We start from the raw sequence: 25,620 nt of genomic DNA, 5'->3' as shown, positions 1-25,620 counted from the left end.
CCAACCCCCGAGAGGACCACGGCAGATGAGCACCACCTCCGAGACCCGCACCTGTCTGCACTGCGCCCGCGAAATCGAGTACATCGAGGCCGACGGACAAGGCGACTGGTACGACTCGTCCAACCGGACCGGGTGCGTGGACGGTGAGCAGCCGCATGCCCCGGAGCCGCTGTGCGGCTCGTGCCGGGACTACGGCCTGATCGAGATCCGCCACGCGTCCACGGACGGCCTGATCGGGCACCGGCCGTGCGACGACCCCGCGTGCACCGACCGGCGCGAGAAGGCCGCAGCGCGGGCGGCCGAGAAGCACACCGGCGAAATGGTGATTGGGTCCGAGGAGTTCGGCCCGCAGGTGTGCGCGGAATGCGGCTGGGGCGGCTACACCCCCGTTCCCGGCCCGTACGCGCAGGGACGGCCGGTCTACGTGTGCACCGCTACCGGCTGCGGCTACAGGGCCGACGTCTCCGCGTTCAAGCTGGGCGACGGTGAGCGACTGGCCGTGCACGACGGCCGCCTCTACCTCGTCCGCCCCTACGACGGCGCCCCGTTTTGATGGCCGCCGAGGGCGGCGAGCGTTCCCAGGTGTCGGCCACCATGGCCGAGCGGCTGGAGCGGATGCGTGCGGGCCAACTCGCCGCCCTGCCGACCGTCGCGGAAATCCGGATGGCGTACCCGCTCGCCGGTGGGGGCGCCACGCTGCGGCTGATGACCGCCGAGGGGAGCACTGCGGAACGCCACATGATCCCGCTCACGGAGCGGGGTGCGGCCGGGCGGGAGAACGACCCCGCCGGGATCTACCTGGACACCATCACCGACGGCGCGAACACGGAGGGGCTGAAGATCGCCGCAGGGTGGCACCTGATGCGGCTTGGCTTCAACTACGCGCGCGGCGCGGCCTGGACGCCGTACACCGGCAGCGCGAGCATCGAGGCGCAATGGGAGGAGTGGGCGCCGATGCTGCCCGAGGGGCACCGGTGGCCGCACACGGTGCGCGTCGCCATCACGGCGACGGCCGAACACCTCGCCTACATCGACCGCGCGTACGGTCCCGCGCCGGAACTGCCGGACCTTCCGGCCGGTGTGAGCGCGCACCCGTCCAGCCCGCGTTCATGGCAGATCTGCTACGCCAACCGCCGGTTCTGGCAGCTCTCCTACTGGCCCCGGATGGGCGGCGACGTGTGGACCCTGTACGCCGACCCGGCCCGTACCAAGTCCCTCGCCAGGGCCGCGAGCCCCGGCGAACTCCTCGCCACCATCCCCGCCCGTGACACCGAAGCGCAGGCCCGCGCGGCGGCCCGCAAGGGCTACTGAGACGTTAGCCTCGCCGTTTCACTTGGGTACGGCTGGCTTTGGGGCGGAAATGCGAAAGTGCCTTCCTGACCTGGGACGATGAACCTTGCTGAGGAGTTCTGTCGGTCCAGGCGGAGGGCACTTTCTACGTGCAGGCTATCGGGTTGCGTCCCAAGATCCAGGTCAGTGCAGATGGTTCGGGGGTGGTCGGGCATGCCGGGGCACGGTTACTGGCCGATCTCGCTGATGCCACCGGGCTGACCGCCGCGTACTCCACCGCGCTCAGGCCACTTCGGCCGCGCGGGACCGGGCATGATCCGGGCCGGATCGCCACCGACCTGGCGGTGATGCTCGCCGACGGCGGTGAGGCCATCGCGGACCTGGCCGTACTGCGGGACCAGGCAGGGGTGTTCGGTTCGGTCGCCTCGGCACCGACGGCCTGGCGACTGCTCGCCGACACCGACGAGAGGACACTGGCTTCTCTGCGCGCGGCGCGTGCCCAAGCTCGGGAAGTCGCCTGGATGCAGGCCGCCGAGCAAGGCGAGGGCATACCCGCAGTCCGGGCCGCGGGACGCATTCTGCCCGGGCTGGTCCTGGACCTCGACGCCACGCTGATCACCTGCCACTCCGAGAAGGAGCAGGCCGCACCCACCTATAAAGGCGGCTTCGGCTTCCACCCGCTGCTGTGCTTCCTGGCCAACACCGGCGAGGCACTGTCGGGCCGACTCCGTCCCGGAAACGCCGGTGCCAACACCGCGAGCGACCACATCACGGTGTTCGACCAGGCACTCGCGCAGATCCCCGACGCTCAACTTCACGGCACCGACATCCTCGTCCGCACCGACAGTGCCGGATCCGCGAAAGCATTCCTCGCCCACGTCCGCGACGTGCGGAAACGAGGAATCCGTACCTTCTTCTCGGTCGGATACGCCATCACCGAGCCGGTCCGTCGCGCTGTCCGGGCCATGCCCGACCGCCTCTGGCATCCCGCCCTGGACCAGGACGGGACTCTGCGTGATGGCGCCGAGGTCGCCGAGCTGACCGGCATGGTCGATCTGGACGGCTACCCGGCCGGCACCCGCATCATCGTGCGCCGAGAGCGGCCGCACCCCGGAGCCCAGCTGTCCCTGTTCGACCAGGACGAGGGCCTGCGGCATCAGGTGTTCCTCACCGACACCCCGTACTCCGGTGGCGGTTCCGCCCAGTTCCTGGAGGTCCGCCACCGCGGACATGCCACTGTCGAGGACCACATCCGGTGCGGCAAGACCACCGGCTTCGGCCGCTTCCCCTCCCGCGACTTCGCCGTCAACGCCGTCTGGCTCGAACTCAGCCTCGCCGCGATCGACCTGCTCGCCTGGACCCGTGTCCTCCTCTTGGACGGGGAGCTGGCCACCGCCGAGCCGAAGAAACTCCGCTACCGGCTACTGCACGTCACGGCCCGCCTCACCCGCGGCGGCCGACGCCTCCACCTGCGAATATCGGCGACCTGGCCCTGGAGACACGAACTGGCCACGGCCTTCCACCGCCTCGCCGCACTGCCCCGACCCGCCAGCTGACCAGCAAACCCCCGTCCGCCCACGACCCGAAAGAACCCGGAGAACCCGACCACCGCGCCGGGACTCCGACCTGCCCAAGCACCGAAATCACATCGGCCACCCAACAGTTGGCGATCAGCGACGCCGCCTCAGCCCAACCGAAACGGCGAGGTTAGGACACCGATGGCCGTCGAATTCACCCCGAAGGACATCCCCGCCTTGCGCCGGGCCGCGAAGTTCCTGCGCCGCACGGAACTGAACCTGCCGGACACGGCCGACTCCAAGACCCACGACGCCATCCTCATCTCCGCTCTGCGGCTGGACGACCAGGCCGACGAGCTGGGCGGGCAGGCCCCGGATCCGACTGTGAACGGGACCCGGCGCCCCATCTTCAACCAACTCGTCGCCCCCGAGGCCGGCGGGCCCATGTTCCACGAGGAGGCGAGTGCGCTCCTCGACGCTCACGAGGACGCAGTCCGGGCCGCCGCCGCGGTGGGCGCGCTCCGCCTCCAGGGCGCGATGCTCGCTCTGCACCCGAAGACGGCCAACCCCCGGCACGGGTGCTGCGCGACGCCGAAGGTCTGCAAGGGGACGCACCGGCCGGAGTGCCGGAGCAGCGAGCACACGATCGGCGGTCAGGTGCCGTGGCCGTGCAAGTCGCTGCGCGCCGTCGGGATCCGCACCGACGCCGACGCCGACGCCGTACGCCAGGCCCTGGCCAAGCTGGAGCGGGATGCCGGGCGCGACGGCTACCCGAGCCGGAAGAAGGCGAACCGCGGGTACGCCGTACACGCCACCAGGCAGATGGACGGCGGCATCGGCGACACCGGCGCGTGCGGCACGTACTTCCCGCAGGACACGGAGAGCAGCCTCGAGGCCCCCGGCACCGACGTGTCGTGCCAGGCCTGCGTGAAGGCACTCCTCAGCAAGCGCGAGGAGCGCGAGGAGGCCGAGGCCGCGGCCGCCGCAGAGGCCACGCACCGCTGCACCCTGCCGCCGAACCGGTTCCTGCCCTGCGGCTGCTGCCCGCACCAGGTCTGCGAGGACTGTGAGCGCTGCGCCCACACGTGCGTGTGCGGCACCGGCGGAACCCCCGCCCAGCCCGCCGGGGCCGCCGGTGAGTTGTGCCCCAACGGCCAGCCCCGCCCGGAGTGCTCCGAGAGCGACCCATGCGAGCCCTGCTGGCAGGACCAGCAGGAGGAGGGCGACGCGATCGAGGCCAGCATGGGCATGCGCTGAACCTCGCCCCCACGGCCTGCGCCGACCAGCGGGGGCGGGGCCGTTGGCCTGCTCGAGCAGGACGGGCTCGGTGCACTACGCCGGGGCGCACCGAGCCGCAAGGACGGCGCCGTAACGCCCCCGCCTCCCGGTGCAGGCCGACCCGAACGGCCGGCTGTCCGCCGGTTCCTTGAACTCCGCAGAACCCCCGCCTGCTGAGCATCACGCTCGCTGGGCGGGGGTCTCTCTTTGTCTGATCAGCGGAGCTGATTCGGTCTGGTCTTCGAAAGATCACGTCCAGCGCCAGGAGTACAGCCATGAGCCAGCCCCTCGAACCCACTGATCGCCGACAGACGGAGCACATGCGCTGCGACTGCGTTCCGGATCTGGGGCCCGCGCACTGCCACGGGTGCTCCGAGATGACGGGGCGAGACGAGGTCTACCCGGGACCGCACTGTCCGACGCGCGCCGTCCAGGCCGCCAAGGTCGCCTTCGAGGTGGCGGCGGGCTACGAGCACGCTGCGCCGGTGGTCCTGCACGCCAGCGAGTTCGCTGATGTTCATGGCGCAGTGAGTGCTGCGTTGCACGCACGCGCAGAGCAGATGCCGGAGCTGCCGCGGCACACGGTGCCCATTTCGGCGAGCTACAGCATCCGTGGCGCACACGCGGAGCTCGACGGCGTGACGTTCCCGTCTGTGGCCGGACTCACCACCGCCGTGATCACCGTCCGCACGGCCTCCCCGATCGACCGGCTGACGCTGATCCCCGTGATCGGCCAGATCTCCCATGAAGTCGAGAGCGCAGCCGAGGAGCAGGACGACGCCTACGTCGCCGAGAAGATCTACATCATCGAGGAAGGACCCAGCGCATGAACGCCACCACCAGCACCGCGGGTTCGACGTGGCGCGACCGCGCTGTCAAGACGATCGGCCGGGTGCTCCTCACCCTCATGATTGCGACGAATGTGATCGTCCTCGCGCCGGCTGCGGTCTTCTGCGTCGTGACCGGCCAGTACACGCCGATCATCGTCAGCATCGCCTTCAGCGGCGTGTGCTGGTGGATCCTCCTGCGTACCCTTCGGGCTCTTGCCGAGAAGCGCCGCGCGAAGAAGGCGCTCATGAGCGCGACCCAGAACTGAAACCGCAGTCCAGATTCGATCCGAAAGAAGCACGGCGCCATGAGCACCAGCACCATCAGCACGAATGATCTTGCGAACCTTCAGGCCGGCGACAAGGTCGTCGTCAAGAGCAGCCTCGACGAGAACGCCGGAGAGTCCATCTGCACGACCACCGTCCTCGACCGACGCAACGTCCCCGCAATCCCCGGCTGGGGAGGTCGGGAGGAAAAGACCTTGGTCCGACTGGGTAGTGGCTTCTGGTACGACCTGGCCACCGGGCTTCAGGACGACTCGGGGGCCACGCGCATCGAACGGTGTGCCTGACACCCACTCTGAACGCCGAAGATCCCCGTGGAGCGCACGTCTCCGCGGGGATCTTCTTTTCTCGCCGGCGGCCGGCGGTGCTCCTACTTCTCCAGCTTCCAGGCGTGCTCGTACTCGGCAGCGGCCATCATGAACTTCAGCGAGAACAGCCCCTTGGCGGGGGACTCCGTGAGACTGCGCAGCGTCGCACCTTTCGCGATGATCAGCTCAACGACGGCCCGTATCGCCTCGAGGGTCCGTCCGAGCCTGTCGTACCGCCACACGACGACTTCGTCGCCGGCCTGCAACTCCGCCACCAGCTCGCGCAGCCCGGGGCGGTCAGTGCCTGCGGTGGTTCCTGAGACGCCCTCGTCCGAGAAGATCCGGATCGCGCCGACTGCCTCAGGAAGCTGAGGCCCTTTGGCGTGCCGCACCGGAAGGTGAGACGGAGCCCGGCATCGGTGACCACATCCATAAATGCACTGATTGGACGACGGGACTGTCGGCGACGTCCCGTCGAGGGCGGTGGAGGGCGGCCCTTGACCAGGGCGCGCGGTGAGGGCCGCCCGAAGCCCCACCGTCCTGTCAAGGCAAGGCGCGTACGACGGTAGTGCGGCCAGCCCCGCTATGCCTCCCAGACGCGTCAGCCGGGGGATGCGGTCCCGGAAGGCACCGACTGACTCGTCCTTTCCGCACGGTCCCCCCGCGACGCCGGTGGTGCCCTGGGGCGAGCCCTCGCGGCCGTTCAGGCAGGGCTCTTGCTGCGTCGGTGTCGGGGACCGGGAAGTGAGCTGATGAGCTGCTCGCGACTCATCTTGGACCGCCTCGGGACCCTCTGCTCGGCCCACTCGTACAACCCTGTCTTGCTCAGTTTCTGCAGTTCCGCCTTGCTCGTGCCGGTGACGCGGGAGCGGCTGGTCAACGCGTGAGCATGCTTCGGAGGGGCCTTTCTGGATGCCGTCTCATATCGCCCGAGCCATGACCGTGCTCCATCCTGTGCACCCAGCGCAAAGCCTGGGGTATCGCTCCTTCCTCCACGCTCGCACTGGTGCGTGCCCTTCGCGCGCCGGGCCGTGCTGGCGGGCGTCCGGCGGCGGCCCGCCCGTCCGGAGCCCCAGTGCGGCGGCGAAGGGGTCCTGCCGGAATGGGGGTGTCCGGCGGGGATGGGTATGCGGACGGAAGGGGACGGTGCCGGGTCAGGGACTGGCGGGTGATTGGTTCCATCCGGCCTTGGGTTCTGTGCCGTCGGCCAGCAGGGCGGTGAGGTGGTCGATGGTGGTGAAGGCGATCTGAGGATCGGTGGTGAAGGCGGCGGGATCGATGTTCCGGGTGACGAAGAGGGGTGTGACCGTCCAGTCCCGCGCTGTCTGGACGCCGCACGCCCGTGCTGCTGCCGCGGCATGGGCGCGGATCACTTCGGCCTTGGCCAGCAGCTTTTTTCGGTAGCCGGTGAACCGTCCGAGGTTCTGGGCGACCTTGTGGATGCCGACGGCGCGTTGGGGGTTCTTCGCCTCGATGACCCACAGCCGGCCCCGGGGGTCGGCGACGAGGAGGTCAACCTCACCGGGGAGGCCGGGTATGTCGGCGGCGGCCGCCGGCCCGCGGTCGAGGCGGGAGAGGTGGGGCAGGCCCGCGCGGGCTGCGGCCTGGGCGAGGTCGGTCTCGAGCTGGTTGTTCTGCTGCTGGCGATGGCGCTCTAGAAGGCCGGTCACCTTCGCGGGAGCGTCTGGGCGCGGCAGGCGTCCGTCAGCGAGACCGGCGGCGTACAGCTGCTGGGAGGTATGTACGAGCCAGGGCGCGATGATGATGCCGTCGTCGTGGGCGATCAGTGGGTGGGTGGTGGGGCGGATGCGGCGCTCGACCTCTGCATAGGCGTGGTCGAGGGAGTCGGCCGCGTTGGCCGGGTCGAGGACCAGCTGGTCGACGGCGGCCCGGGTCTGGGTTTCGGGCAGCTGGGACCAGGCTGCGGCCTCGCGGGCGAGGTCCTGGCGGCTGGTGAAGGCGGTTCCGTCCGGGCGGGTGGGCCAGTCGGCTGCGGTGGCGAGTACGGCGGCGAGCCCGTCGAGGCCGCAGCCCCAGCATGCGGTGAGGTCGCGGTCGGCCTGAGCCAGGGTGCTGCCCGGTGGTGGGTTCAGGCGGGTGAAGGCGATCGGAGTGCGCCCGCCGCGGCGGGCGGTGAACAGTTCCTCGGGGGCAAGGGGTTGGGGATGGTTCTGTCGGGCACGTGCGAACCAGGCCTGTTCCTGGGCGTTGCGGTAGGCCGCGATGTCGAGTCCCAGATGTTCTGGGCTGTCGGCGCCTGACGTTGTGGTGGTGCCGTCGAGGGTGAAGACGCCGCTGGGATGGACGGTGAGGGTGGCCGGGTGCAGGCCGCGGCTGGCGGGGATGGCGACCAGCGCGGTGCGCAGGAGGAGTTCGGCCAGCGCGGTCAGTTCGGCCAGGGCGATGAGGTCGGTGGGTTTGTCGCCGGCGGGCGGGGTGATCAGGGCCTGCTGGATCAGCAGTTGCAGGGCGGTGGTGGTGGCGGCGCCGTCGGACTCCCGCCGCTCTGCCTCTTCCTGCCAGGGTTTTCCTCCGGCGTGAACCAGACCGGTCAGGGATTTCCGACGGCCCTCAGTGCGGGTGGCGAGCGCTGCGTTGAGGTGGCGGACCAGTGCGGGCACCAGGTCGGGACGGTGGGCGCGGAGCTGACCGGTGAGACCGTCTTCCAGGGCGGTCAGGAGCTGGTTGGCGTGTCCTTCGCGGCCCACAGCCTCGCGGCCGGTGAACGTGCCGGCCGGCAGGCCTGCGGCGCGCACCGCGTCGGCGGCGACGCGCAGCGCGCGGACACGCACATGAGGCGTGCTGCTCGGCAGGTAGTGGTGCGGGGCGGGCGGGGGTGCGTAGGGGTCGCCGGCGTACCAGGTGAGGATGGGGACCGCCGCGTCCCACGCGTTGCTGAAGTCCGCCTGATTGAGCCCGTTCTTGGCGCCGTGGGCGGTGCGGAGGCGGCCGATGGTGTGGTTGAGGACGAGGCCGAGGACACGGTGGCCGTCCTCCGTAAAGCGGGCCAGGAATAGCGGGTCGAGGACGAGGTCGATGCGAGCTGCTTCCTCGTCCAGGCCGATCTGTAGTGCCAGAGCATCGTCCGGAACCTCCGGCGCCAGGTCGGCGGCCGGACGGTGGGGCTGGAGGGTCTCGGTCAGATGCAGAAGGACCGGCCGGCGGTCGGGCAGGGTGGAGTGCTGGGTGAGGCTGGCGTCTGCGGCGAGGGTGCCCCGGATACCGTCGGCGAGTCCGGCCAAGGAGGCCTCGTCCAGCAGGGCCCGCTCGTCGCAGTCGAGCGTGGCGACGATGACGAGCGGCGGGTGCGTGCTGATGCAGGCCTTCACGATGCCTTCGTCGAGCCTCTGACGCAGGTCGGCCCACTGGCCATCGCCCTCGGATGCGGCGGCAAGGCGGCAGTCGGCCCAGTCGATCGCGGGCGGCAGTCCGGTCGCGGCCAGCAGATCGTCCGTGCGCGCCCACAGTGCCGCTCGCTCCCAGGAGATGTCCCACCCACACGGCTCCACCACCACGCCGCCCTCGCCGGCGGGGCCGGGCGGCAGAAGCGTTGCCTTCATGGACCAGGCCGTCCATGCGTCGAGGACGTCGTAGTACGCCACGGCGTCGCAACCGGGGTGCTCGGTGAGCTCCAGCACCCACAGCGCCACCTTCGTCAGGTCGCCGCCGGCCGCGGAGAAGATCTCGGTCAGCTCCTCGACGTGGACGTAGAGGGTGTCGGTGATCACCTCGCGACCCAGGAACCTCGGGCCGGCGTAGATGACGAGCCTCCCCGTACCAGCTGGTGCACTCGACAGCTCGGTGCGTGCCTTCTCCACCAGGACCGCCAGGTCATCGCCGAGGGTGGCAACGATCGCGATCTCCAGACGGTGGGACAACGAGCTGATCCGGCACACCTCCTCCGGCTCGGCCGGCGCGTGATCCAGACCGAGCAGGCCTGCCACGCGAGTGGCCGCGCGGCGCCGCAGCCGCATCAGGGCCTCGGGCGGTGCCGGGTGGGCGTCCAGCAGATCGGCGGCCGCCGCAGTGACGGCCTCCAAGGCGGTGGAGGCAGGCACGGGGACTGTCCGCTCGCCGTCCGAGATGAGCAGGGTGGGGCCGAGAAGAGGCAGTCCGGGGTCGTAGAGGAGGGGAAGTTCGTTGAGGTTCCGGGTGAGGTAGGCGAGCGCGGCCGTCGTCCGCTCCGGATCGTCGGCGGCCGCGGTAGTCAGATGGTCGATGCCGAGTCCGGCAGCTGCCGTGATCTCGGCCCCGCTTACCTCACACGTGATCTGCCCGCGCATCGGTTCGGCTTCGTCTGCCGGCGGCCAGGCCGCGGCGAGGCACGCGACGGTGTGGTCGGTGTGGCGCAGGGCGAGTTCGAGGACATCGTCGATGCCGAAGCCACGGACCTGGATCAGGTGGTCGTCCACGGCGTCGGCTGTGTCTCGCAGACTTCGCAGAACGGGGAGCGGATGGTCGAGGTCGCCGGGATGGACGAGGTACCGGCGACCCTTGAGCGTGAAGCGCACGGCATCGGCGGGGCTGTTCGGAAAGCGGTGCGTTGTGATGCCCCTGCGGGCGGCTTGGAGGGCCGCGTGAAGGAGGACGGGCAGGTCCCGTACGGTCGCGGCCCGCCCGTCCCGGGCCGGGGCCGCCAGCGAGCGGGCGAAGATGAGAAGGAGGTGCTCATGGAAGCGGGCGCAGCCTGGAGACTCAAGTGCCGCACGCAGCAGTGTAAGGACCGAAGCACTGGAGTACAGCTCCAGCGCCTGGTCCAGGACGCTGATGTCTTCCTGGCGACGGTCGTTGTCGGGCATCGGTCGCCTCTCCACGTTCGGGTGCCGGACACAGCCTGCCAGCGCCGAGGGAGACTGCACGCGGATTTCCTGCTCCGGAACCCGAGCAGGCGCACCCTGAGCTATGGCACGCAGGCGGCGGCAAGAGGGGGCGTCCGCGCAGGCACAGGACGCGGTGCCGCCGCCGCAGCTACCGGTTGTACGGGCCTTGCCTACCGTTTCCCGAATACCTGTGCTGCCGAGGGCAGGGCCATGTCGAGCAGGGTGTCGATGGTCCGGCCGTCGAGACCGCTGTCCAGGTGGAAGGACCGGCGGAGCACTTCGCCGGTCTTGGAAGGATGCACACCCAGGCGCACACGGGTCTTGAGGCAGATGTCGCCGAGGATGGCTGCGGTCTCACCGGGTCGGTGCTGGATGTACCAGGTGAGGAGTTTCACCGCACCGGTGGACACGTCGGACACTGTGGTCTGCTCCGCCGTCCGGCCCCTCGCCGCCGACACCGCCAGCTGACACGCACGTGCATGCGCTTCGTCGCTCTCGACGTCAGAGAGATCGGTGTGTTCTTGCGTGATCGTCATCGCTGCACCTCCAGAGCATCAGCGGGTTTTTCGGTAGTCCCCTGAGGCGTGGTGATGATCAGTCGCCGTGATCCATTGACCGCCCGGGCCAGCCTGAGCTTCCGGCCCCAACCGCCCAGGACATGAGCGGGAGCGGGCCACGACTCGAAGGTCTCCAGCGTGAGGACATCGCGACGGCGCACCACCGCCGGAATGTGCAGCAGCGTCAGATGGACGTAGATCATGTGCATGGCCTGCGGTGCTATGTCCTCTGCCGTCACATGCAGCTGCGTCTGTGGGTTCAGGCCGTGCTCGAGCATCGCCTGCGACAGAGCAACCATGAACGCGCCCGCGCCGCAGCTGGGTTCATACACATTGGCGAAGCCGTCCCTCTGCACCTGCTCGACCACCGAGTCGATCTGCATCTCGGCCATCAGCTGGGCGATGTCGTAGGGCGTGTAGTACTGGCCGAGCCGCTCGTTGCCGAGCTCCAACTCCATGTAGAGGCGGCCGAGTACGTCGCAGGGCTCGCGCTCCATCTCCGCGGTCACCAGCGCCAGGGCGTGCGCGAAGCGGTCCAGCTCTGTTCTGCTGTAGCGGCCGGCGATCTGGAGGTACTGCCCTTCGCGCGCTCCCCAGGCCTCGCTCCCGCGGACGTCCACGGCGTTGCGCAGAGCCAGCGCCGCCATCTCGACGAAGTTGTCGAAGACTTCGCTCATCCGCTTCGCGCCGGTGTTCGCCGCCAGCAACTTCACGATCTCGCGGTACCCGCTCATACGCCCGGCTCGGGGCTGCTCTTCGAGCCGACCGCGAGGACTGCGGCGGAGCCCGGAAGCTCCTCATCCGACTTGAGCAGCTTCCGCCGGGCCTGCTCGAAGGGCAGAACCAACGCCCCATCGCGGATGAACTCAAGCACGATTTCATCCGACAACTCGATGCGGCTGCTGATCTCTTCGACCTCGGCCTTCGAGGTCGCATCCAGTGCCTCACACATCAGGCCACCTCCTTACTGCGCTTGCCCGCGGACTTCGCGGCGAGGGCCTGCTGCTCGACGTGGCGCGCCGCGATGTACAGGCCCTCGCGGTTCAGGTGCCGCGAGTAGCTCGAGTCGAGGTAGAGCACGGGCACATCGCCCGCGGCCTTCAGCAGCGCCGGGTGCAGCAGATGCTTGATCGGGCCCGAGCCGCCGCCGTAGACGTAGACGACCTCGGTCGTCGCACCGGCCTGGGAGAGGACGTCGCCGAAGGAGGAGACGATCTCATCGACCAGGTAGCTCGCCTCGTCCTCGACGAAGCCGGCGGCGCGCTGGTGACGGTTCTTCACCAGCACCGACGGCTCCGCGTGGAGGAAGTCGGCCAGCTGCTTGCGCGAGGAGAACTGCAGCGTGGCGTCCGACTCGCTCATGCGCTCCATGGCGTTCATCAGCGCGGTGCCGTAGCCCTCGTCGAGGGTGTCGGCCGCCTCGGGGTTGAACCGGCCGTCGGTGAAGACCGGGAAGTTCACGGTGCCCTCGCCGACGTCGACGCCGATGGTGTTCTGCACCGCCACCAGATCGGAGGCAGAGACACCTTCCACGATGGACGCGTCACGGGCGCGCAGATCATCGAGCAGGGCCTGCGCGAGGGGCTCGCCCTTGTCGGTGATGGCGAACTGCGCGGAGGCACCCTCGGCCATCACCTGGACGTCGACGAACTGCAGACGCACCGAGACGGGAGTGCTGAAGTTCTTGATCGTCACCAGGTGCACCGTCGAATCCGCGCTGCCCAGCAGACCGATGAACTCGGCGGCGTAGGCGTGGCGGCGCGCGACAAACTCGGAGATCGGCAACGCCAGGCCGGCGCGCACCTGCACGCGCAGCTCGTGATCGGGCAGCGCGCCGTTCTCGCGGACGTAGTCGCGCAGGGCCTTCGCGGCGAAGACACCCAGGACCAGAACCTTGCTCAGCTCCTGATCGGCCTTGGAGTGCTTGCCCAGCACCTCGAACTCGGTGAACTTCGAGCCACGCACAGACAGCGCTGCGCGGCCGAAGATCCGGCGGTCCGACGCCGCCACCAGGGGAGTGGCGAGCGAGCAGTCGATCTGATTGTAGAAGTCGCCGGCCAGCACGGAGGCCGCATCCGCGTCGGGGAGCGGCACCTTCGGCGAGGTGCGGGAAGTCGAGACGACCGCGCTGGGCAGATCGATCTCGTCGAAAGTCCCCTGCTTCGTGTTCTGGATGACGCCCTTGACGTAGCCGTTGCCGACGTCGATGCCGCCGGTAAGAGTGATGGTGTCGTTGCTGTTGGCGCTCATGAATTCGGCCCCTCGGTGTCTGTGTTGTCTGCCTGGAAAATGAAATTCACCGCGTTACTCAGCGCCGAGTGCTCGCCATGATTTCGGGGTCTTCGAGGTTAGGCGGGGTTGAGGTGTCCGCGGGCTCGGCGGGTGGTGACGCAGCGTGTGCGTAGGCGCTGGCTGTCGGCATTGCGGAAGCCGAATGCGTTGCGGGCGACGAGCTTGATGACGCGGTTGATGCCTTCGCTCTTGGCGTTGCTGTGGCCGGTGTCGATGAACCCGGCGATCTCGGGCCACCAGCGGTCGACGGTGGTGGCGAGGGTGCAGGCTTCGGGGATGTCTGAGTCCGCGCACCAGGTGAGGAACTTCCATCGGGCGTGGCCTACTTCTTCGCGGTCGGCGCCGGTTCGGGCCAGGGCGAGGAGGGTGCGCAGGCTCTCCTTGGCGATCCAGGCGGTCAGCAGCGTCTGCCCGATCGGCCCCTCGTCCAGCAGCGCGTTCCACATCGTGGCGAACTGCTGGTCGGTGAGGTCCTCACGGTTGCGCAGCAGCCGTCGACGGGCCTTCCATTCCGGGTCGGTGGCGCGTCCACGCCGGCCCCGGATCTCGGCGGTGGTGCGACGCCGTACAGCAGAGAGCATCTTGTTCGCGAGCTGGACGATGTGGAAGTGGTCAACGACCACGATGGCATCGGGCAGGCCGGTGCGGATCGCGGCCCGGTAGGTGGCTGACATGTCGATGGCGACGTAGCGGATGTTCTTTCTCCACTCCAAAGGGGTGGTGGACAGCCAGGCCAGGACGTCGGCGGCGGCACGGCCCTCGACCTGCCCGAGCAGGCCACCGGCCCCGAGCGCGTCGACGAACCCGGTGTGCCACCTCTCGCGCACCAGGTGCCACTTGCCGGTGTCCGCATCCTGTTCCCAGCGCGGCCGTCCGCGCCGGGTCTCGTCGACGCCCAGCACCTCCACTTCCGGCAGCGGCGCCTCGGTGACCTCGCGGGCGGCCGCGCGGAAGGCGTCCATCACCGTCGGCCAGGACACGTGCAGGTCACGGGCGGCCTGGACCACGGTGGAAGCAGCATCCCGCACCCGCAGGGCGGCAGCCCGGCGCAGCCGGCCGGTGATCCGGGCCCCGGCCGGTATCTGCCGAACCTGCTCGGTGAACGACTTCCGCTCGCATCCGGACTCCCGGCAATACCAACGCCGCTTGCACCACACGAACTCCAATCCCCGTTCTCCGTAAGGAAGATCACGTGGACGGGTGTACACGAGGCCCTTCACATGTGACGCGAACACGCCGCAGGAGGGACAGGCCCGGGCGGCTTCGTCCGCTGTGGTCAGATGCACCCGCCGGGTGCCGTCCATCAGCCGCTCAACGCTCTCGACGGCAAGGCCGTCCAAGTCGAGCAGCACCGCCGTATCGTTGTCCAAGCCCGTGGTTTCTGGTGATCAAACTGCCGGAGAACAGTCATGATCGCCGATGACCACGGACGCCCTGCACCCACGAGCCGACCACCCCCACGCTCACCCTCCGTGAGAACCCCGGAGGACGAAGGCTCACCCACCCCGCCTAACTTCGAAGACCCTGATTTCGTCGATGGATGCCTGCTTCGGCGGTTCCGGCGGTGCGCTGGGGGCGTTTGCCGCGGGCTCCTCGGCCGTCTCAACCGGTGCGGGAATCGGCTCGGGCTGGGCTACCGGCGCTGGTGCTGTCTTCTCGACGACGGCGTCGGCCTGGTCGGTGACCACGGGCTGCGGCTGAACCGGCCTGGCGGCCGGACGGCGATCGGTTGTGGCCTCGTCGTCCTCGTGCTGCTCGGTGCTCTCCAGCGGCGGCCGTCCGCGACGCGGCAGCTGATCGACGGGCTTGTAGAAGACATCGATGTATCCGTCGCGCTGAATGGACTCCCGAATGAGCAGTCGCAGCGACTGCGAGATGTTCTCCTGCTGATCGAGCCACTCGATCACCGAGGTGTCGGCAGCGGGCACGGTCCAGCGGACCTTGCGAGGTTCACCCGGCTGATTCGCCATTGCACTCACCTCGCCCCGCCACTCGCACCTGCGCTTCATCCGGTCGTTCGCCGGATGCCTCTCGCTCTGCCATATGGACTCACCGCCCTTCGCGTTTCCTCTCGAATGCGAATCAACGCGGGCTCACTCTAGTACCCCTATTGAGTCCTATGCAAGTCCCATTCGATACGCAAGAGAGACGCTGTCGGGGTCCCTATCGAGTACCGGCAGGGACACTTGTGAGACACCCCCGTGCCTCCACCAGGGGCGACCGCGCGCCGGTCGCCGGCACCGTGCGCCTATGGGCCCCACCTGTGACGCGGCAAATGCTCACGCGGGACGCCTGCGAGACACCCGCGGTCACAACACTGATCCCGAGGAGCCGCATGGGAGTACGAATGAGGTCCCCTTGGCGTCCAGGTGGTGTCTCCTATGAGACGCAACCCGGTACCCCTGCACGGACGAGCCCTCGGAGGGCACCGTGTGCGACGCCGGGGCGCCACTGTTGGAGCGTGCACGAGACACCGTGAGGACGTGCGCGGGACTCTGAGAGACCCAGCGGCAGCAGTAGGCGTCTTATGCGTGTCCCAGTCGCGTCCCCTGCGTGTCCCGATGAGTCACCTCGGAGACGCGCGAGAGACGCTGTTTCATGGGGCCGAAAAGCCTGTCTGTGCCCCTCGCCGAAGCCCGTCGGCAGGCGCGGCAGCGCAGCCACGGAAGGCCGGCGGAGCGAGCCAGCACAGCCGTCGGCGAGCCGTCAACACAGTGTTGGCACAGCGCCGCTGCGACGGTCGGTACAGGGGTGTCATCGGGCCGTCATGGTCGCGCAGAGGAGAGCAGAGGGAGAAGGAGCGAAGGCGGAGTAGAAGACCCCCGCACGCAGCGAACGTGCGAGGAAGGACTTGCTTCCGCAGCGAAGGCCCGTGGATAGGGGAAGAGCAGAGGCCTTTGCTGCGGAAGCAGCCCCTGGAGGACGACGACAACGGCCCGATGACGCTGGAGCGGCTCGCTGTGCCCGATGAGCAGCTGGTCGCAGCAGCCGGGCCTCTCTTCTTCTGATGCGTCCACGAAGAACCACCCCGGGCTCGCCGCGCAAGCGCGAGACGGAGCACAGCCCGGGGCCGGAACGGGCGTCGTCGACACAGTGCAGAACGCCCGCCTCGGACGCGGTGCATGAAGTGCTGGCGCGCTGCCGCGGCAGCACCGGAGCAACGACCGGAGCGAGGTGAATCCACGTCGGTGTAGCCAGCACAACGCGACGGGGCGAGGCCGGCTGCGCCGCCGCAGCGAGCGGTGGAGCAGAGCGTTATCCACAGCCGGAGCGACGGTGTCGCGAGAGGACGGATCCGCTGCGCGGCGAAGGCTGTGCCGCCGACGGCAGCAGGACGATGAACCGGGGCTGCGCCCCGTCAGGAGCAGACCCGTACCCCCGCCTCGCTCGTGCCTCACGAGGACGGATCAGCATGGGGGTACGGCCGTATCACGGACGGCAAAACAGCAGTACAGCCAGAAGGTGCAATGACCAGGCGAAACAGCCAGACCCGTACCCCCGCTACGCGGAAAAGGGGGAGGGGTACGGGTCAAGAGGGTACGGACCGTTTCCCCTGATGTTCCAGGCTTCCGCTAACGCTCCAGCCGTGGAACAGCGAGGACGACGGCAAGAAGGCAAAGGGCATAAGGGAACCTGATAACACGTGTCCTGCGGACCCTCGCTCCGCTCGGCCTCTCCGCTGCGCTCCGAGGACGTGTTAGTCGGCATAGCCGACGGGTTCCACCGCTCGCTTCGCTCGCCGGTCCGTCGGTCGCTGGCGCTCCCTCCGGCTATGCCCAGCGCTGAGCTTGAGAGAGGAAGCCCCACCGCTGCCCCGCTGCAGTTGTCCACAGATGTGGACAGCAGCAAAGGGTGCAGCAGTGGTGGATCGCCTGGCGCTGCGCGCCTGGCTCAGGCGAGAAGTGACGACCCGTGCGCCGGCTCGCCACGCGATCCATCCGGGAGCAGATCACGCCATCGAGATCTTCCGGGTCGTCAGCCAGCAAAGCTGGCACGGGGCTGGGTCGAACATCGAGATCACACGGACCCACCGGGGTCCGCACTCGATGGTCGCCACCCGCACCCGAGTTCACGAAGAGGCGCCACCAGGACGCAGTCCCAGCCCGAAATCTCGCCCTACGACACCGGAGCCCGCCGCGAGCCGAAGTTGTGGCAACCGAACAGCGAAGCCGTCGCCGAGGTGATGCGCTCCGGCGAAGCCGGGGGCATCGGCAACGTCGACTTCACCAACGGTGAGAACGGCACGGTCGTCACCGTGCACGCCTCCCGCAGCGATGACCGGATGTACACCGTCCACCTCATGCCGATGTGTGATGACGATCAGATCCGCGTCGAGCTCCACCGGGAGAAGGACCTGGCCGTCATCGAACCCGGTACCAGCCGGCCGGTATGAGCCAGCGACATGCAGGCCGCCGCCTGTCCAGACATCGTGGCCACAGCTCTCGACTCCAGCTGTGGAGACCGCCGAGTCACAAGGAGAGGAGACTCGAATGATTGCTGAAATGATTCCAGAATCGTTCTCGCACGTTGTCCTCGTCACCGGTTCCCGCAGCTGGAACGACGAGAAGAGCATGCGTGAGACGTTCAACGACGCCTGGCGCGACTGGGGTCCCAAGAACGTCACCCGGCCGGTACTCATCTCGGGGCATTGCGCCGAGGGTGCCGACGCCATGGCCGAGCGCCTGTGGCGGGCCGCCGGCTTCGGGATCCGCACTTTCCCCGCCGCCTGGTCGGCTCATGGGAAGCGGGCCGGCTTCCAGCGCAACCAGGAGATGGTCGACGCCGCCCAGGTCTTCCGCGGTGCCGGGGCTCAGGTGCTGTGCACGGCCTTCCTTGACCTCTGCCGGAAGCCCGGATGCCCGCAGCGAGGCCGGGAGCAGCTCATGCCGCATACGCCGGGGCACTTCTCGCACGGCGCCATCCATTGCAGGGCTCGCGCGCGAGCTGCGGGGATCATGACGACCAACGTGATCCATCCGTTCTGAGGACACGCGAAGGGCCCTGCAGCACACTGCAGGGCCCTTCAGGGACGAATGGGAAAAGTTGGCCGGGAGGCGAACACCAGGCTCAGCGCTACTTGCTCCGATCGATGCCGTGCGCCTCGTCGTAGGCCTTCATGACCTTCTTCGGGATGCGCCCCCGCTCCGCGAACTCGTAGCCCTCCTTCTTGGCCCACTCACGGATCTTGTCGCGCTCCTCGGCAGTCGTCTCGGGTACGACTCGCTTCTTGACTGGCGCCGCCTTCCCGGCTTTCCGGCCGACCTTCAGGTATGGCTTCAGCGCCTCCTCAAGCTTCTTCTGTTCCTCAGCTGTGAGGTCGACTTCGTACCAGGTGTCACCCAGGCCGAAGGTCGCCGTAGCCGCATCCGGCTTACCACTGAGATCTGACTCGACAATGCTTCGAATGGCCATACCGGCGAGAGTAGCTGATGCGCAAGGACCTTGGAAAGTCTGTCGCAGCCATTCGAGATAAGAGTGTCATTCGGAGCCCAAATGGGACTCGAAGGCACTGCTGAATTGGCAGAAAAGGTGAATGCAGCTGCTAAAATCACAGCAATGCGAAGGGTGTCACGTACCCCGTTCTCCACCGACCAACAACCTTGATGAGAGGTCCCACCATGTCCACGCTCCATACGGTCGACGACCATGCGCTCACCGACGAGGACACCGACCTCTTCGAGCTGCTGTGCCAGCGCAGGGGGTGGTCGGATCAGTACCTGAAGGAGATCGAGTCCACCGAGCACGACGAGCTCCTGGGCCTGGCCGAGATGGTCGAGGCCCTTCATGACGCCCGGACCACGGGTAAGAAGATCACCATCGCCCCCGACTTCGACATGGACGGCATCTCCTCCGGCGTCCTCGGCTACGCCGGCCTGTCCGAGCTCGGCTTCGACGTCGAGCTGCACCTGCCCGACTACCGCCGCGGTCACGAGCTCGCGCCCGAGGACATCGCCGAGATCCACGCGAAGTGGCCCGACACCCGGGTCCTGCTCACCTGCGACGGGGGAGTGAACTCCCACCGCGGTATCGCCGCCGCGCGTGCCCTGGGCTGGACGACGCTGGTGACCGATCACCACGAGGAGCTCGCGCCGGGCTCGACCGCGGACATCACCGTCGACCCGTGCCGGATCGACGAGACCTACGCCCACACCGGGATCTGCGGTGCCCACGTGCTCTACCAGGTGATCGAGGCCTACACCCGCGTGCACCGGCCCGAGAAGCTCTGGGAGATCCACCTGCTGCGCCTGTTCGCCGGCCTGGGCACCGTCTCCGACGTCATGCCCGTGCTGTACGAGAACCGTCAGCTGGTGCGTGATGCGATCTCGATCGCCCGTCTGCTGCGCGTCGTCGCGCCGAAGACGATCCCCAATCCCTGGGGTGGGTTCGACGCTGACCCGGATGCCATCGACGTCGAGCAGTCGATCCTGATGCAGCTGCTGCGCACCGAGCCACATCATCCGGTCTTCCTCCGGGCCTTCGAGGGCTTCGCGATCGTGCTCAAGGCCTTCGCGCAGATCGGCAAGATCCGAGACGTCGACGACCTCGACGAGGGCTTCTTCGGCTTCTACCTCGCCCCGGCGATGAACAGCCCGCGCCGCACGGGGGCCTCGCTTGAGCCGTGCTTCGCGGTGTTCACGGCCGCCGGTGCTGACGTCAAGCTCAAGGTCGCCCACCAGGTGATCGAGAGCAACGATCTGCGCAAGCAGCTGGTCATCGGGCACATGGAAGAACTCACCACCGGGGACCAGCCGTTGGCCCCGTGGGTGTACTTCTCGGACGCCTACCCGGGCATGTACGGGCTGCTGGCCAACCGGATGATGGAGCTCAACGGCCACCCGGTCGTCGTCGTCAACCGGCCCGCCGGCCCCGACGATTTCGTCAGCGGCTCCGGTCGCGCGCCGGGGTGGTTCGACATCATCACCAGCCTGGAGCCGCACGACGGTCTCAGCGCCATCGGGCACCAGCAGGCCTGCGGCGTCCGCATCGCGAAGGCCGAGAAGCTCGGTGACCTCGTCGCCGTGCTGCAGGAGGCCACCCAGGTCGCCCTGCTCGCCGTCAGCACCGACGGACCGAGCGGTGATCTGGTACTCGGCCCGGACGCCGACTGCGACGCCAGCCTCGAGGATCTGCAGCCGCTGTTCGAGCTGGTGCGCCGGACCGAGGGGCTCAAGCCCTTCGGGCACGGCTTCACCGCTCCTGTCGTCGAGATCGCGATCGAGCCCCTGGGGCTGCGCGTGGACCGGATCGGATCCGAATCGCAGCACCTGCGGCTGGTCACCCGGTCCGGCCTGTCCTGCCTGTGGTGGAACGTCGCCGAGGAGAAGTTCGACGTGCTCCGGGGCTTCGTGCAGCGCGCCAGCCGCACCGAGCTCGGGACGCTGCGCTTCACGGCGACGCTGCAGCTGAACACCTTCCGCGGCGACACCCGCGTGCAGGCCGTCATCAACGAACAGATCACCACGGCTGCTTGAGCCCCGTAGAGGAGGAGACCTTGACGACTTCACCGATCGCCTCGCGTCTGATCGGCATCGGGTGGTGCGTCCTCGTGCCGTTCGTCGCCGTCGCGGTCTACCTCGTCCTCGGCACCGTCGCAGTCCTCCTCATCGGAGAGCCGATCGTTGCGACCGCCGTCCTGGGCACGCTTGTTGTCGTCCTGGTCGGTTCGGTGAGGATCCAGCGGCCCCGGTGGCTCGCGCATGCGTCGGCCCCGCGGCCGAGGCCGGAGATCCCACGCTTCGGGTGGCCCGTCCTCGGCTGCGCGGTCCTGGCCTTCCTCGCCGGCCAGTCGCTGGCCTTGTGGATCTACGTCACGGCCGGGTCCGCCGGCTTCGACGCGTCGAACCAGACGAGGCACGCGGCCGGGGCTGTGGCAACTCTTCTGCTCACCCTGGTCGCGGCTCCCCCGGGGGAGGAGGCCCTGTTCCGAGGGCTGATCTACCCGTTGCTGCGCAAGCGGGTGGGTATCCTCGCCTCCACGCTGGTCACCGCCGTGGTGTTCGGCCTGCTGCACGGCAACGCCGTGCAGTTCGCCTCGACCCTGCCACTGGCGGTGCTCCTGGCCCTGGTCTACGAACGCACACGCGTGCTGTGGCCCTGCGTGCTCCTGCACCTGGGCTTCAACCTCGCTGCCGCCCTTGTCCCGGCACAGGCGCTCGGCGCTCTGGCGAACCCCGTCTCCGCGGTGTTCCTGCGCCTGGCCTTCGCTGGTTGTGCCTTGGGGCTCTACCGGCGGGTCGCCGGCGGGACTGCGACTGGCGCAGTCCGGGGCGCGGGAGGCGAGTCCGCGATGCAGTGAGCGGGGTACTCAGCCTCTTCTGAAACACGATGGTGCCCTCCGTGCGGGACCTGGCGGCCTTTCAGCAGGGCTTGATCAAGTTCCCTGGGGTTCCGGGTTGTTGGTGATGCCCAGGAGTGGGAGTGCTCGCTCTGGTTGGTCGCGGATCGCCCGTGTGGTCTTGGCGATGTTGCCGGCACCGAGGGTTTTCAGCAGGCCGATGGCGAGGTTGCGGAAGGTCGCCATGGCGCGGGGTGCGGTTCCCGTGTGGACGGTGGAGGCGTCCTCGGCGAAGGTGACGTCTCTGACATGGTGCAGGGCCTCCACGGACCAGTGGCCTCGGACTGCGCCGGCCAGTTCGGCCGGGGCTGTCTGATGGGCGTCGAGGCTGGTGACGGCGTAGACCGTCTCCCGTGTCTGCCGGTGGCCGGTCTGTGTGCGACGGCGGTGAACGCGGATGGCCAGTCGGGCGTGGGGGAAGGCGATGCCGCCGAGTTCGTCCGCGATGCCGCAGGTCTTGATCGAGCGGGATTCACGGCGGCCGTGTCCCTTCGTGGTGGCGGTGTGCTGGACGGCGATGTCCTGCCAGGGCAGTGCGGCGAGTTGGCGGTGGGCGGTCGGCTGATTGGTCTTGATCACTGCCAGGTAGTGGGCCTTCTTGATCTCGACCAGCCAGGCGACGTTCGCCTGGACCGAGTGCAAAGCGTCGAAGGTGACGAGGGTGCCGGTCAGGTCGAGGGGCTCGAGCAGGGGCCGGAAGTGGGTGGTCTCGTTCGTCTTCGCGCCGACCTCGGCCTGAGCGAGGGTCACGGCTCGGTGGTGGGTGACCGCGGAGAGCAGGTTTCTGCGCCTAGCGGCGAGGCGGGCCGAGCCCTTGAGCGCCTTGCCGTCGACGGCGATCACGCGCCGCTGCCCGGGACCGGGCGGGCCGGGCGGCCTGGTGGCTGTGTGGTGCCGGTCGGCGAGGTAGGCGCCCACCGCTTGGTCCAGGGCATCCCCGTCGACGGCCTCCAGCACCCGGCCGATCGTGGTCCGTGACGGTGTGCGCCGCCAGCCGAGCGGATGACGGCGGATGCCGATGACCACCAGCAGTGAGTTCGGGGCGCGCTCACCCCACTCGGCGAGTTCGTCGATGCTCCTCGCCCCGGAGACCGCCGCGCAGGCACACACCAGCAGGATCGCCGTCAGCGAGTACCAGCGGCCCCGCCTTGAGCGCGGATCGGGCACCGACTCGAGGAAGGGTCGCAGGTCAGCGACCTGGTCAGCGTCAAGGAGACCCAACTTCGCCAGCACGGCGGGGATGGGAGAAGATACAGCGGCAGGCACGGGCAACCTCGTGATCATCAGGCTTAGACACCCAAATGATCACTCAGTCCGTGCCTGCTCTGCTGTCCGCCCCAACCACCCGCACAACCAGGGAACTTGCACGAGCCCTGGCCTTTCAGCCGCCGGTCCTTCGTGCGGAGGGCATGCTCGTGGTGACCGGGGTGATCCGGTCACCGGGGGGTGACTGAAAGTATCTATTCAGTCATACTCATCAGGAGAGGAGAGGATCTCGTCATGGCTATCGTCAGCACCTGTACGTACGACTCACGAGGAAAGCTCGTCCGTCCCGACGCGCTCGACATCAGCCGTGCGAAGATCCGTCTGGACCTCGACACTGGTGAGAAGCCCACCTTCGAGCATGGTCACACACATGTCTTCGTCGTCTCCGACATGGGCGTCACGGCCGAACAGGCCCGTGAGCGCGTGAACTTGAGGCTGCGCCGGTTCTTCGATCGCGCTGAGGCCGTTCGCGGCTTCCGCAAGATCACGATGGAGAAGAGCCAGAGCAAGAACCGGCTCAACCTCAACACCACGATTTCCTACGAGATCCTCTACGTCGTCGAAGCAGACGAGCGATCCCGTAGCCGCGGTCCCGAGTCCTCCAATGCGGGATACCAGCGAGGCTGAAGGCTGGTCACCCCTGGGAGATTCGCGCCATCCACGCCTCGCACTCATCAGCACATGCAAAGAGGCCGGAGAGCTCCCTTCCCACGGGGATGCTCTCCGGCCTCTCTGTTTCCACGTTCCAGTGCAACATTGATCACCTGGCGTCAACGATAGCAGCTGTCGTGTATCACTCGCAATGAGCAGCGAATGCCAGTCAAATGCTCCCTCGCTTCCAGTGGGGTCTCATGGATGAACGGCTCGGACAGAGTTCTGACTCGCGCTCGGAGGACGCGTAAGGAGCCTTCTGCGAGCCTCAGGACGCCGAGGATGTCCAGTCCCGCTGAGGCTCGGCCGCGCCGCCTGGGAGCCGCACGGCGGCTCGGCGTGGAAGTCCGCCTCGACTTGGTCGCCAGGGGGCTGGGCGCATCGAGCTGCCAGCTGTACCACGAGACGTGGTACACACCCGAAAGCAGCGTCTGACCTGGGAAAACACCTGGACCGTAAGGCTCTTTCCCGCATTGGGTGTACCACATAGGAGCGCCGACGTGGTACGACGTTTTACCTGGTCGCCCAGCATTTCCCGTCGATGTACCACGAGTACCACGCTTTTTTGACCGTTTACATAGGGGACGCGTTCGGGAGCGGTCCAGGCGGCTCCAGCCCCAGCTCGCCAGTCTGCTCTCTTATCCCCCCTGCGCGTGTATCTAGTCTCTATTTCCTGGTACAAGTGGTACGGGGGGTATATAAACACCGCCTGACCTGGGCAAACACCTGTACCACGTAGAAAGTGCCACGTGGTACACCTTGCTCTTGAACTCCCGGAATTCTCGCTCTGACCTGGGGGAACAGGTGTACCACGTCAAGTGGTACACGCTCGTTTACCCCTAGAGGGTATGCGGGCGTGCGGCGCTCGGGATCCTCCTGGAGAGCGTCCGGTCGATGCTCTGGTGGCAGCTGGCTCGACCGGTCAGAAGAACTCCTCCGAACCTCGACCGCGGGCCGGGCGGCTCACGCCGCCCGCGGGCAGGGCTTGATCAAGTTCCCTGGGGTTCCGGGTTGTTGGTGATGCCCAGGAGTGGGAGTGCTCGCTCTGGTTGGTCGCGGATCGCCCGTGTGGTCTTGGCGATGTTGCCGGCACCGAGGGTTTTCAGCAGGCCGATGGCGAGGTTGCGGAAGGTCGCCATGGCGCGGGGTGCGGTTCCCGTGTGGACGGTGGAGGCGTCCTCGGCGAAGGTGACGTCTCTGACATGGTGCAGGGCCTCCACGGACCAGTGGCCTCGGACTGCGCCGGCCAGTTCGGCCGGGGCTGTCTGATGGGCGTCGAGGCTGGTGACGGCGTAGACCGTCTCCCGTGTCTGCCGGTGGCCGGTCTGTGTGCGACGGCGGTGAACGCGGATGGCCAGTCGGGCGTGGGGGAAGGCGATGCCGCCGAGTTCGTCCGCGATGCCGCAGGTCTTGATCGAGCGGGATTCACGGCGGCCGTGTCCCTTCGTGGTGGCGGTGTGCTGGACGGCGATGTCCTGCCAGGGCAGTGCGGCGAGTTGGCGGTGGGCGGTCGGCTGATTGGTCTTGATCACTGCCAGGTAGTGGGCCTTCTTGATCTCGACCAGCCAGGCGACGTTCGCCTGGACCGAGTGCAAAGCGTCGAAGGTGACGAGGGTGCCGGTCAGGTCGAGGGGCTCGAGCAGGGGCCGGAAGTGGGTGGTCTCGTTCGTCTTCGCGCCGACCTCGGCCTGAGCGAGGGTCACGGCTCGGTGGTGGGTGACCGCGGAGAGCAGGTGTCTGCGCCTAGCGGCGAGGCGGGCCGAGCCCTTGAGCGCCTTGCCGTCGACGGCGATCACGCGCCGCTGCCCGGGACCGGGCGGGCCGGGCGGCCTGGTGGCTGTGTGGTGCCGGTCGGCGAGGTAGGCGCCCACCGCTTGGTCCAGGGCATCCCCGTCGACGGCCTCCAGCACCCGGCCGATCGTGGTCCGTGACGGTGTGCGCCGCCAGCCGAGCGGATGACGGCGGATGCCGATGACCACCAGCAGTGAGTTCGGGGCGCGCTCACCCCACTCGGCGAGTTCGTCGATGCTCCTCGCCCCGGAGACCGCCGCGCATGCACACACCAGCAGGATCGCCGTCAGCGAGTACCAGCGGCCCCGCCTTGAGCGCGGATCGGGCACCGACTCGAGGAAGGGTCGCAGGTCAGCGACCTGGTCAGCGTCAAGGAGACCCAACTTCGCCAGCACGGCGGGGA

The 25,620-nt window shown here is 68.2% G+C and carries 23 protein-coding genes; 12 read left to right on the top strand and 11 right to left on the bottom strand.

Going from position 1 to position 25,620, the window contains the following annotated elements:
- Positions 1-25: 25 nt before the first annotated feature.
- The 7 genes from OHB41_RS09095 (at position 26) to OHB41_RS09065 (ending at position 5,484) form a co-directional block, all read left to right on the top strand.
- Positions 26-553, top strand: a complete 528-nt coding sequence (locus tag OHB41_RS09095) for a hypothetical protein (protein ID WP_059073256.1) — start codon at positions 26-28, stop codon at positions 551-553.
- A complete protein-coding gene (locus tag OHB41_RS09090; RefSeq protein WP_200705394.1) occupies positions 553-1,311 on the top strand; it encodes a hypothetical protein in 759 nt (252 codons plus the stop codon). Before OHB41_RS09095 ends, OHB41_RS09090 begins: the two co-directional genes overlap by 1 nt.
- A 98-nt stretch (positions 1,312-1,409) precedes the next feature.
- On the top strand, positions 1,410-2,846 hold the full coding sequence (locus tag OHB41_RS09085; RefSeq protein ID WP_266705748.1) for an IS1380 family transposase: 1,437 nt from the start codon (positions 1,410-1,412) through the stop codon (positions 2,844-2,846).
- A gap of 162 nt (positions 2,847-3,008) precedes the next feature.
- Positions 3,009-4,064: a hypothetical protein gene (locus OHB41_RS09080; protein WP_059073259.1), complete on the top strand. Its 1,056-nt coding sequence runs from the start codon at positions 3,009-3,011 to the stop codon at positions 4,062-4,064.
- Between the two features lie 398 nt (positions 4,065-4,462).
- On the top strand, positions 4,463-4,915 hold the full coding sequence (locus OHB41_RS09075; RefSeq protein WP_159054403.1) for a hypothetical protein: 453 nt from the start codon (positions 4,463-4,465) through the stop codon (positions 4,913-4,915).
- Positions 4,912-5,181, top strand: a complete 270-nt coding sequence (locus tag OHB41_RS09070; protein WP_266697376.1) for a hypothetical protein — start codon at positions 4,912-4,914, stop codon at positions 5,179-5,181. Before OHB41_RS09075 ends, OHB41_RS09070 begins: the two co-directional genes overlap by 4 nt.
- Before the next feature lie 39 nt (positions 5,182-5,220).
- Positions 5,221-5,484: a hypothetical protein gene (locus tag OHB41_RS09065; protein ID WP_006378837.1), complete on the top strand. Its 264-nt coding sequence runs from the start codon at positions 5,221-5,223 to the stop codon at positions 5,482-5,484.
- 83 nt (positions 5,485-5,567) lie between these two features.
- Here the strand turns inward: OHB41_RS09065 and OHB41_RS09060 are convergent, their stop codons facing one another.
- The 8 genes from OHB41_RS09060 to OHB41_RS09025 form a co-directional block, all read right to left on the bottom strand.
- Positions 5,568-5,897 carry a recombinase family protein gene (locus OHB41_RS09060; RefSeq protein WP_103545225.1) on the bottom strand — a complete coding sequence of 110 codons (330 nt, stop codon included), beginning with the start codon at positions 5,895-5,897 and terminating at the stop codon, positions 5,568-5,570.
- A 762-nt stretch (positions 5,898-6,659) separates the two neighbouring features.
- The gene (locus tag OHB41_RS09055; RefSeq protein ID WP_266697375.1) at positions 6,660-10,304 is read right to left on the bottom strand and encodes a hypothetical protein; all 3,645 of its coding nucleotides are present in this window, start codon (positions 10,302-10,304) and stop codon (positions 6,660-6,662) included.
- Positions 10,305-10,495: 191 nt separating this feature from the next.
- Complete coding sequence (locus OHB41_RS09050) at positions 10,496-10,861, bottom strand: hypothetical protein (protein WP_266697374.1); 366 nt, start codon at positions 10,859-10,861, stop codon at positions 10,496-10,498.
- Complete coding sequence (locus OHB41_RS09045) at positions 10,858-11,616, bottom strand: N-6 DNA methylase (protein ID WP_266697373.1); 759 nt, start codon at positions 11,614-11,616, stop codon at positions 10,858-10,860. The genes OHB41_RS09050 and OHB41_RS09045 overlap by 4 nt, the downstream gene beginning before the upstream one ends.
- Positions 11,613-11,834, bottom strand: coding sequence for a hypothetical protein (locus OHB41_RS09040; protein ID WP_266697372.1), 222 nt, complete (start codon positions 11,832-11,834; stop codon positions 11,613-11,615). The genes OHB41_RS09045 and OHB41_RS09040 overlap by 4 nt, the downstream gene beginning before the upstream one ends.
- Positions 11,834-13,132: a ParM/StbA family protein gene (locus OHB41_RS09035; protein ID WP_266697371.1), complete on the bottom strand. Its 1,299-nt coding sequence runs from the start codon at positions 13,130-13,132 to the stop codon at positions 11,834-11,836. Before OHB41_RS09035 ends, OHB41_RS09040 begins: the two co-directional genes overlap by 1 nt.
- A 98-nt stretch (positions 13,133-13,230) precedes the next feature.
- A complete protein-coding gene (locus tag OHB41_RS09030) occupies positions 13,231-14,544 on the bottom strand; it encodes an ISL3 family transposase (protein WP_266696430.1) in 1,314 nt (437 codons plus the stop codon).
- Positions 14,545-14,670: 126 nt separating this feature from the next.
- Positions 14,671-15,144 (bottom strand): hypothetical protein, encoded by a 474-nt coding sequence (locus OHB41_RS09025; RefSeq protein WP_266697370.1) that lies wholly within the window; start codon positions 15,142-15,144, stop codon positions 14,671-14,673.
- Between the two features lie 2,177 nt (positions 15,145-17,321).
- On the opposite strand from OHB41_RS09025, the gene OHB41_RS09020 reads away from it, so the two are divergent.
- Both OHB41_RS09020 and OHB41_RS09015 read left to right on the top strand, forming a co-directional pair.
- Entirely contained in the window at positions 17,322-17,567 is a 246-nt protein-coding gene (locus OHB41_RS09020; protein ID WP_256905584.1) for a hypothetical protein, read from the top strand.
- Positions 17,568-17,628: 61 nt separating this feature from the next.
- Positions 17,629-18,159: an SLOG family protein gene (locus OHB41_RS09015; RefSeq protein ID WP_158697443.1), complete on the top strand. Its 531-nt coding sequence runs from the start codon at positions 17,629-17,631 to the stop codon at positions 18,157-18,159.
- 88 nt (positions 18,160-18,247) lie between these two features.
- Here the strand turns inward: OHB41_RS09015 and OHB41_RS09010 are convergent, their stop codons facing one another.
- Positions 18,248-18,586: a histone-like nucleoid-structuring protein Lsr2 gene (locus tag OHB41_RS09010; protein ID WP_006378738.1), complete on the bottom strand. Its 339-nt coding sequence runs from the start codon at positions 18,584-18,586 to the stop codon at positions 18,248-18,250.
- A 206-nt stretch (positions 18,587-18,792) separates the two neighbouring features.
- Here OHB41_RS09010 and OHB41_RS09005 point away from each other — a divergent pair, with 206 nt between their 5' ends.
- Positions 18,793-20,646, top strand: coding sequence for a DHH family phosphoesterase (locus tag OHB41_RS09005; protein ID WP_266697369.1), 1,854 nt, complete (start codon positions 18,793-18,795; stop codon positions 20,644-20,646).
- A 20-nt stretch (positions 20,647-20,666) separates the two neighbouring features.
- Complete coding sequence (locus tag OHB41_RS09000) at positions 20,667-21,470, top strand: CPBP family intramembrane glutamic endopeptidase (RefSeq protein WP_266697368.1); 804 nt, start codon at positions 20,667-20,669, stop codon at positions 21,468-21,470.
- Between the two features lie 75 nt (positions 21,471-21,545).
- Here the strand turns inward: OHB41_RS09000 and OHB41_RS08995 are convergent, their stop codons facing one another.
- Positions 21,546-22,742: an ISAs1 family transposase gene (locus OHB41_RS08995; protein ID WP_266697367.1), complete on the bottom strand. Its 1,197-nt coding sequence runs from the start codon at positions 22,740-22,742 to the stop codon at positions 21,546-21,548.
- Between the two features lie 267 nt (positions 22,743-23,009).
- On the opposite strand from OHB41_RS08995, the gene OHB41_RS08990 reads away from it, so the two are divergent.
- Positions 23,010-23,402 carry a hypothetical protein gene (locus OHB41_RS08990; protein WP_266697366.1) on the top strand — a complete coding sequence of 131 codons (393 nt, stop codon included), beginning with the start codon at positions 23,010-23,012 and terminating at the stop codon, positions 23,400-23,402.
- A gap of 1,013 nt (positions 23,403-24,415) precedes the next feature.
- Here OHB41_RS08990 and OHB41_RS08985 read toward each other — a convergent pair.
- Positions 24,416-25,612 (bottom strand): ISAs1 family transposase, encoded by a 1,197-nt coding sequence (locus OHB41_RS08985; protein ID WP_240361089.1) that lies wholly within the window; start codon positions 25,610-25,612, stop codon positions 24,416-24,418.
- Positions 25,613-25,620: the final 8 nt, after the last annotated feature.

This window comes from Streptomyces sp. NBC_01571, assembly GCF_026339875.1.
Taxonomy (GTDB): domain Bacteria; phylum Actinomycetota; class Actinomycetes; order Streptomycetales; family Streptomycetaceae; genus Streptomyces.
The sequence above is the reverse complement of the archived record's forward strand: the minus strand, read 5'-3'. Positions and strand labels throughout refer to the sequence as shown.

What these genes read in the sequence shown, in the direction of transcription:
- OHB41_RS09095 (WP_059073256.1), top strand. Translation starts at nt 26, where the DNA reads ATGAGCACCACCTCCGAGACCCGCACCTGTCTGCACTGCGCCCGCGAA.
- OHB41_RS09090 (WP_200705394.1), top strand. Translation starts at nt 553, where the DNA reads ATGGCCGCCGAGGGCGGCGAGCGTTCCCAGGTGTCGGCCACCATGGCC.
- OHB41_RS09080 (WP_059073259.1), top strand. Translation starts at nt 3,009, where the DNA reads ATGGCCGTCGAATTCACCCCGAAGGACATCCCCGCCTTGCGCCGGGCC.
- OHB41_RS09075 (WP_159054403.1), top strand. Translation starts at nt 4,463, where the DNA reads ATGACGGGGCGAGACGAGGTCTACCCGGGACCGCACTGTCCGACGCGC.
- OHB41_RS09070 (WP_266697376.1), top strand. Translation starts at nt 4,912, where the DNA reads ATGAACGCCACCACCAGCACCGCGGGTTCGACGTGGCGCGACCGCGCT.
- OHB41_RS09065 (WP_006378837.1), top strand. Translation starts at nt 5,221, where the DNA reads ATGAGCACCAGCACCATCAGCACGAATGATCTTGCGAACCTTCAGGCC.
- OHB41_RS09055 (WP_266697375.1), bottom strand. Translation starts at nt 10,304, where the DNA reads ATGCCCGACAACGACCGTCGCCAGGAAGACATCAGCGTCCTGGACCAG.
- OHB41_RS09050 (WP_266697374.1), bottom strand. Translation starts at nt 10,861, where the DNA reads ATGACGATCACGCAAGAACACACCGATCTCTCTGACGTCGAGAGCGAC.
- OHB41_RS09045 (WP_266697373.1), bottom strand. Translation starts at nt 11,616, where the DNA reads ATGAGCGGGTACCGCGAGATCGTGAAGTTGCTGGCGGCGAACACCGGC.
- OHB41_RS09040 (WP_266697372.1), bottom strand. Translation starts at nt 11,834, where the DNA reads ATGTGTGAGGCACTGGATGCGACCTCGAAGGCCGAGGTCGAAGAGATC.
- OHB41_RS09035 (WP_266697371.1), bottom strand. Translation starts at nt 13,132, where the DNA reads ATGAGCGCCAACAGCAACGACACCATCACTCTTACCGGCGGCATCGAC.
- OHB41_RS09025 (WP_266697370.1), bottom strand. Translation starts at nt 15,144, where the DNA reads ATGGCGAATCAGCCGGGTGAACCTCGCAAGGTCCGCTGGACCGTGCCC.
- OHB41_RS09010 (WP_006378738.1), bottom strand. Translation starts at nt 18,586, where the DNA reads ATGGCCATTCGAAGCATTGTCGAGTCAGATCTCAGTGGTAAGCCGGAT.
- OHB41_RS09005 (WP_266697369.1), top strand. Translation starts at nt 18,793, where the DNA reads ATGTCCACGCTCCATACGGTCGACGACCATGCGCTCACCGACGAGGAC.
- OHB41_RS08990 (WP_266697366.1), top strand. Translation starts at nt 23,010, where the DNA reads ATGGCTATCGTCAGCACCTGTACGTACGACTCACGAGGAAAGCTCGTC.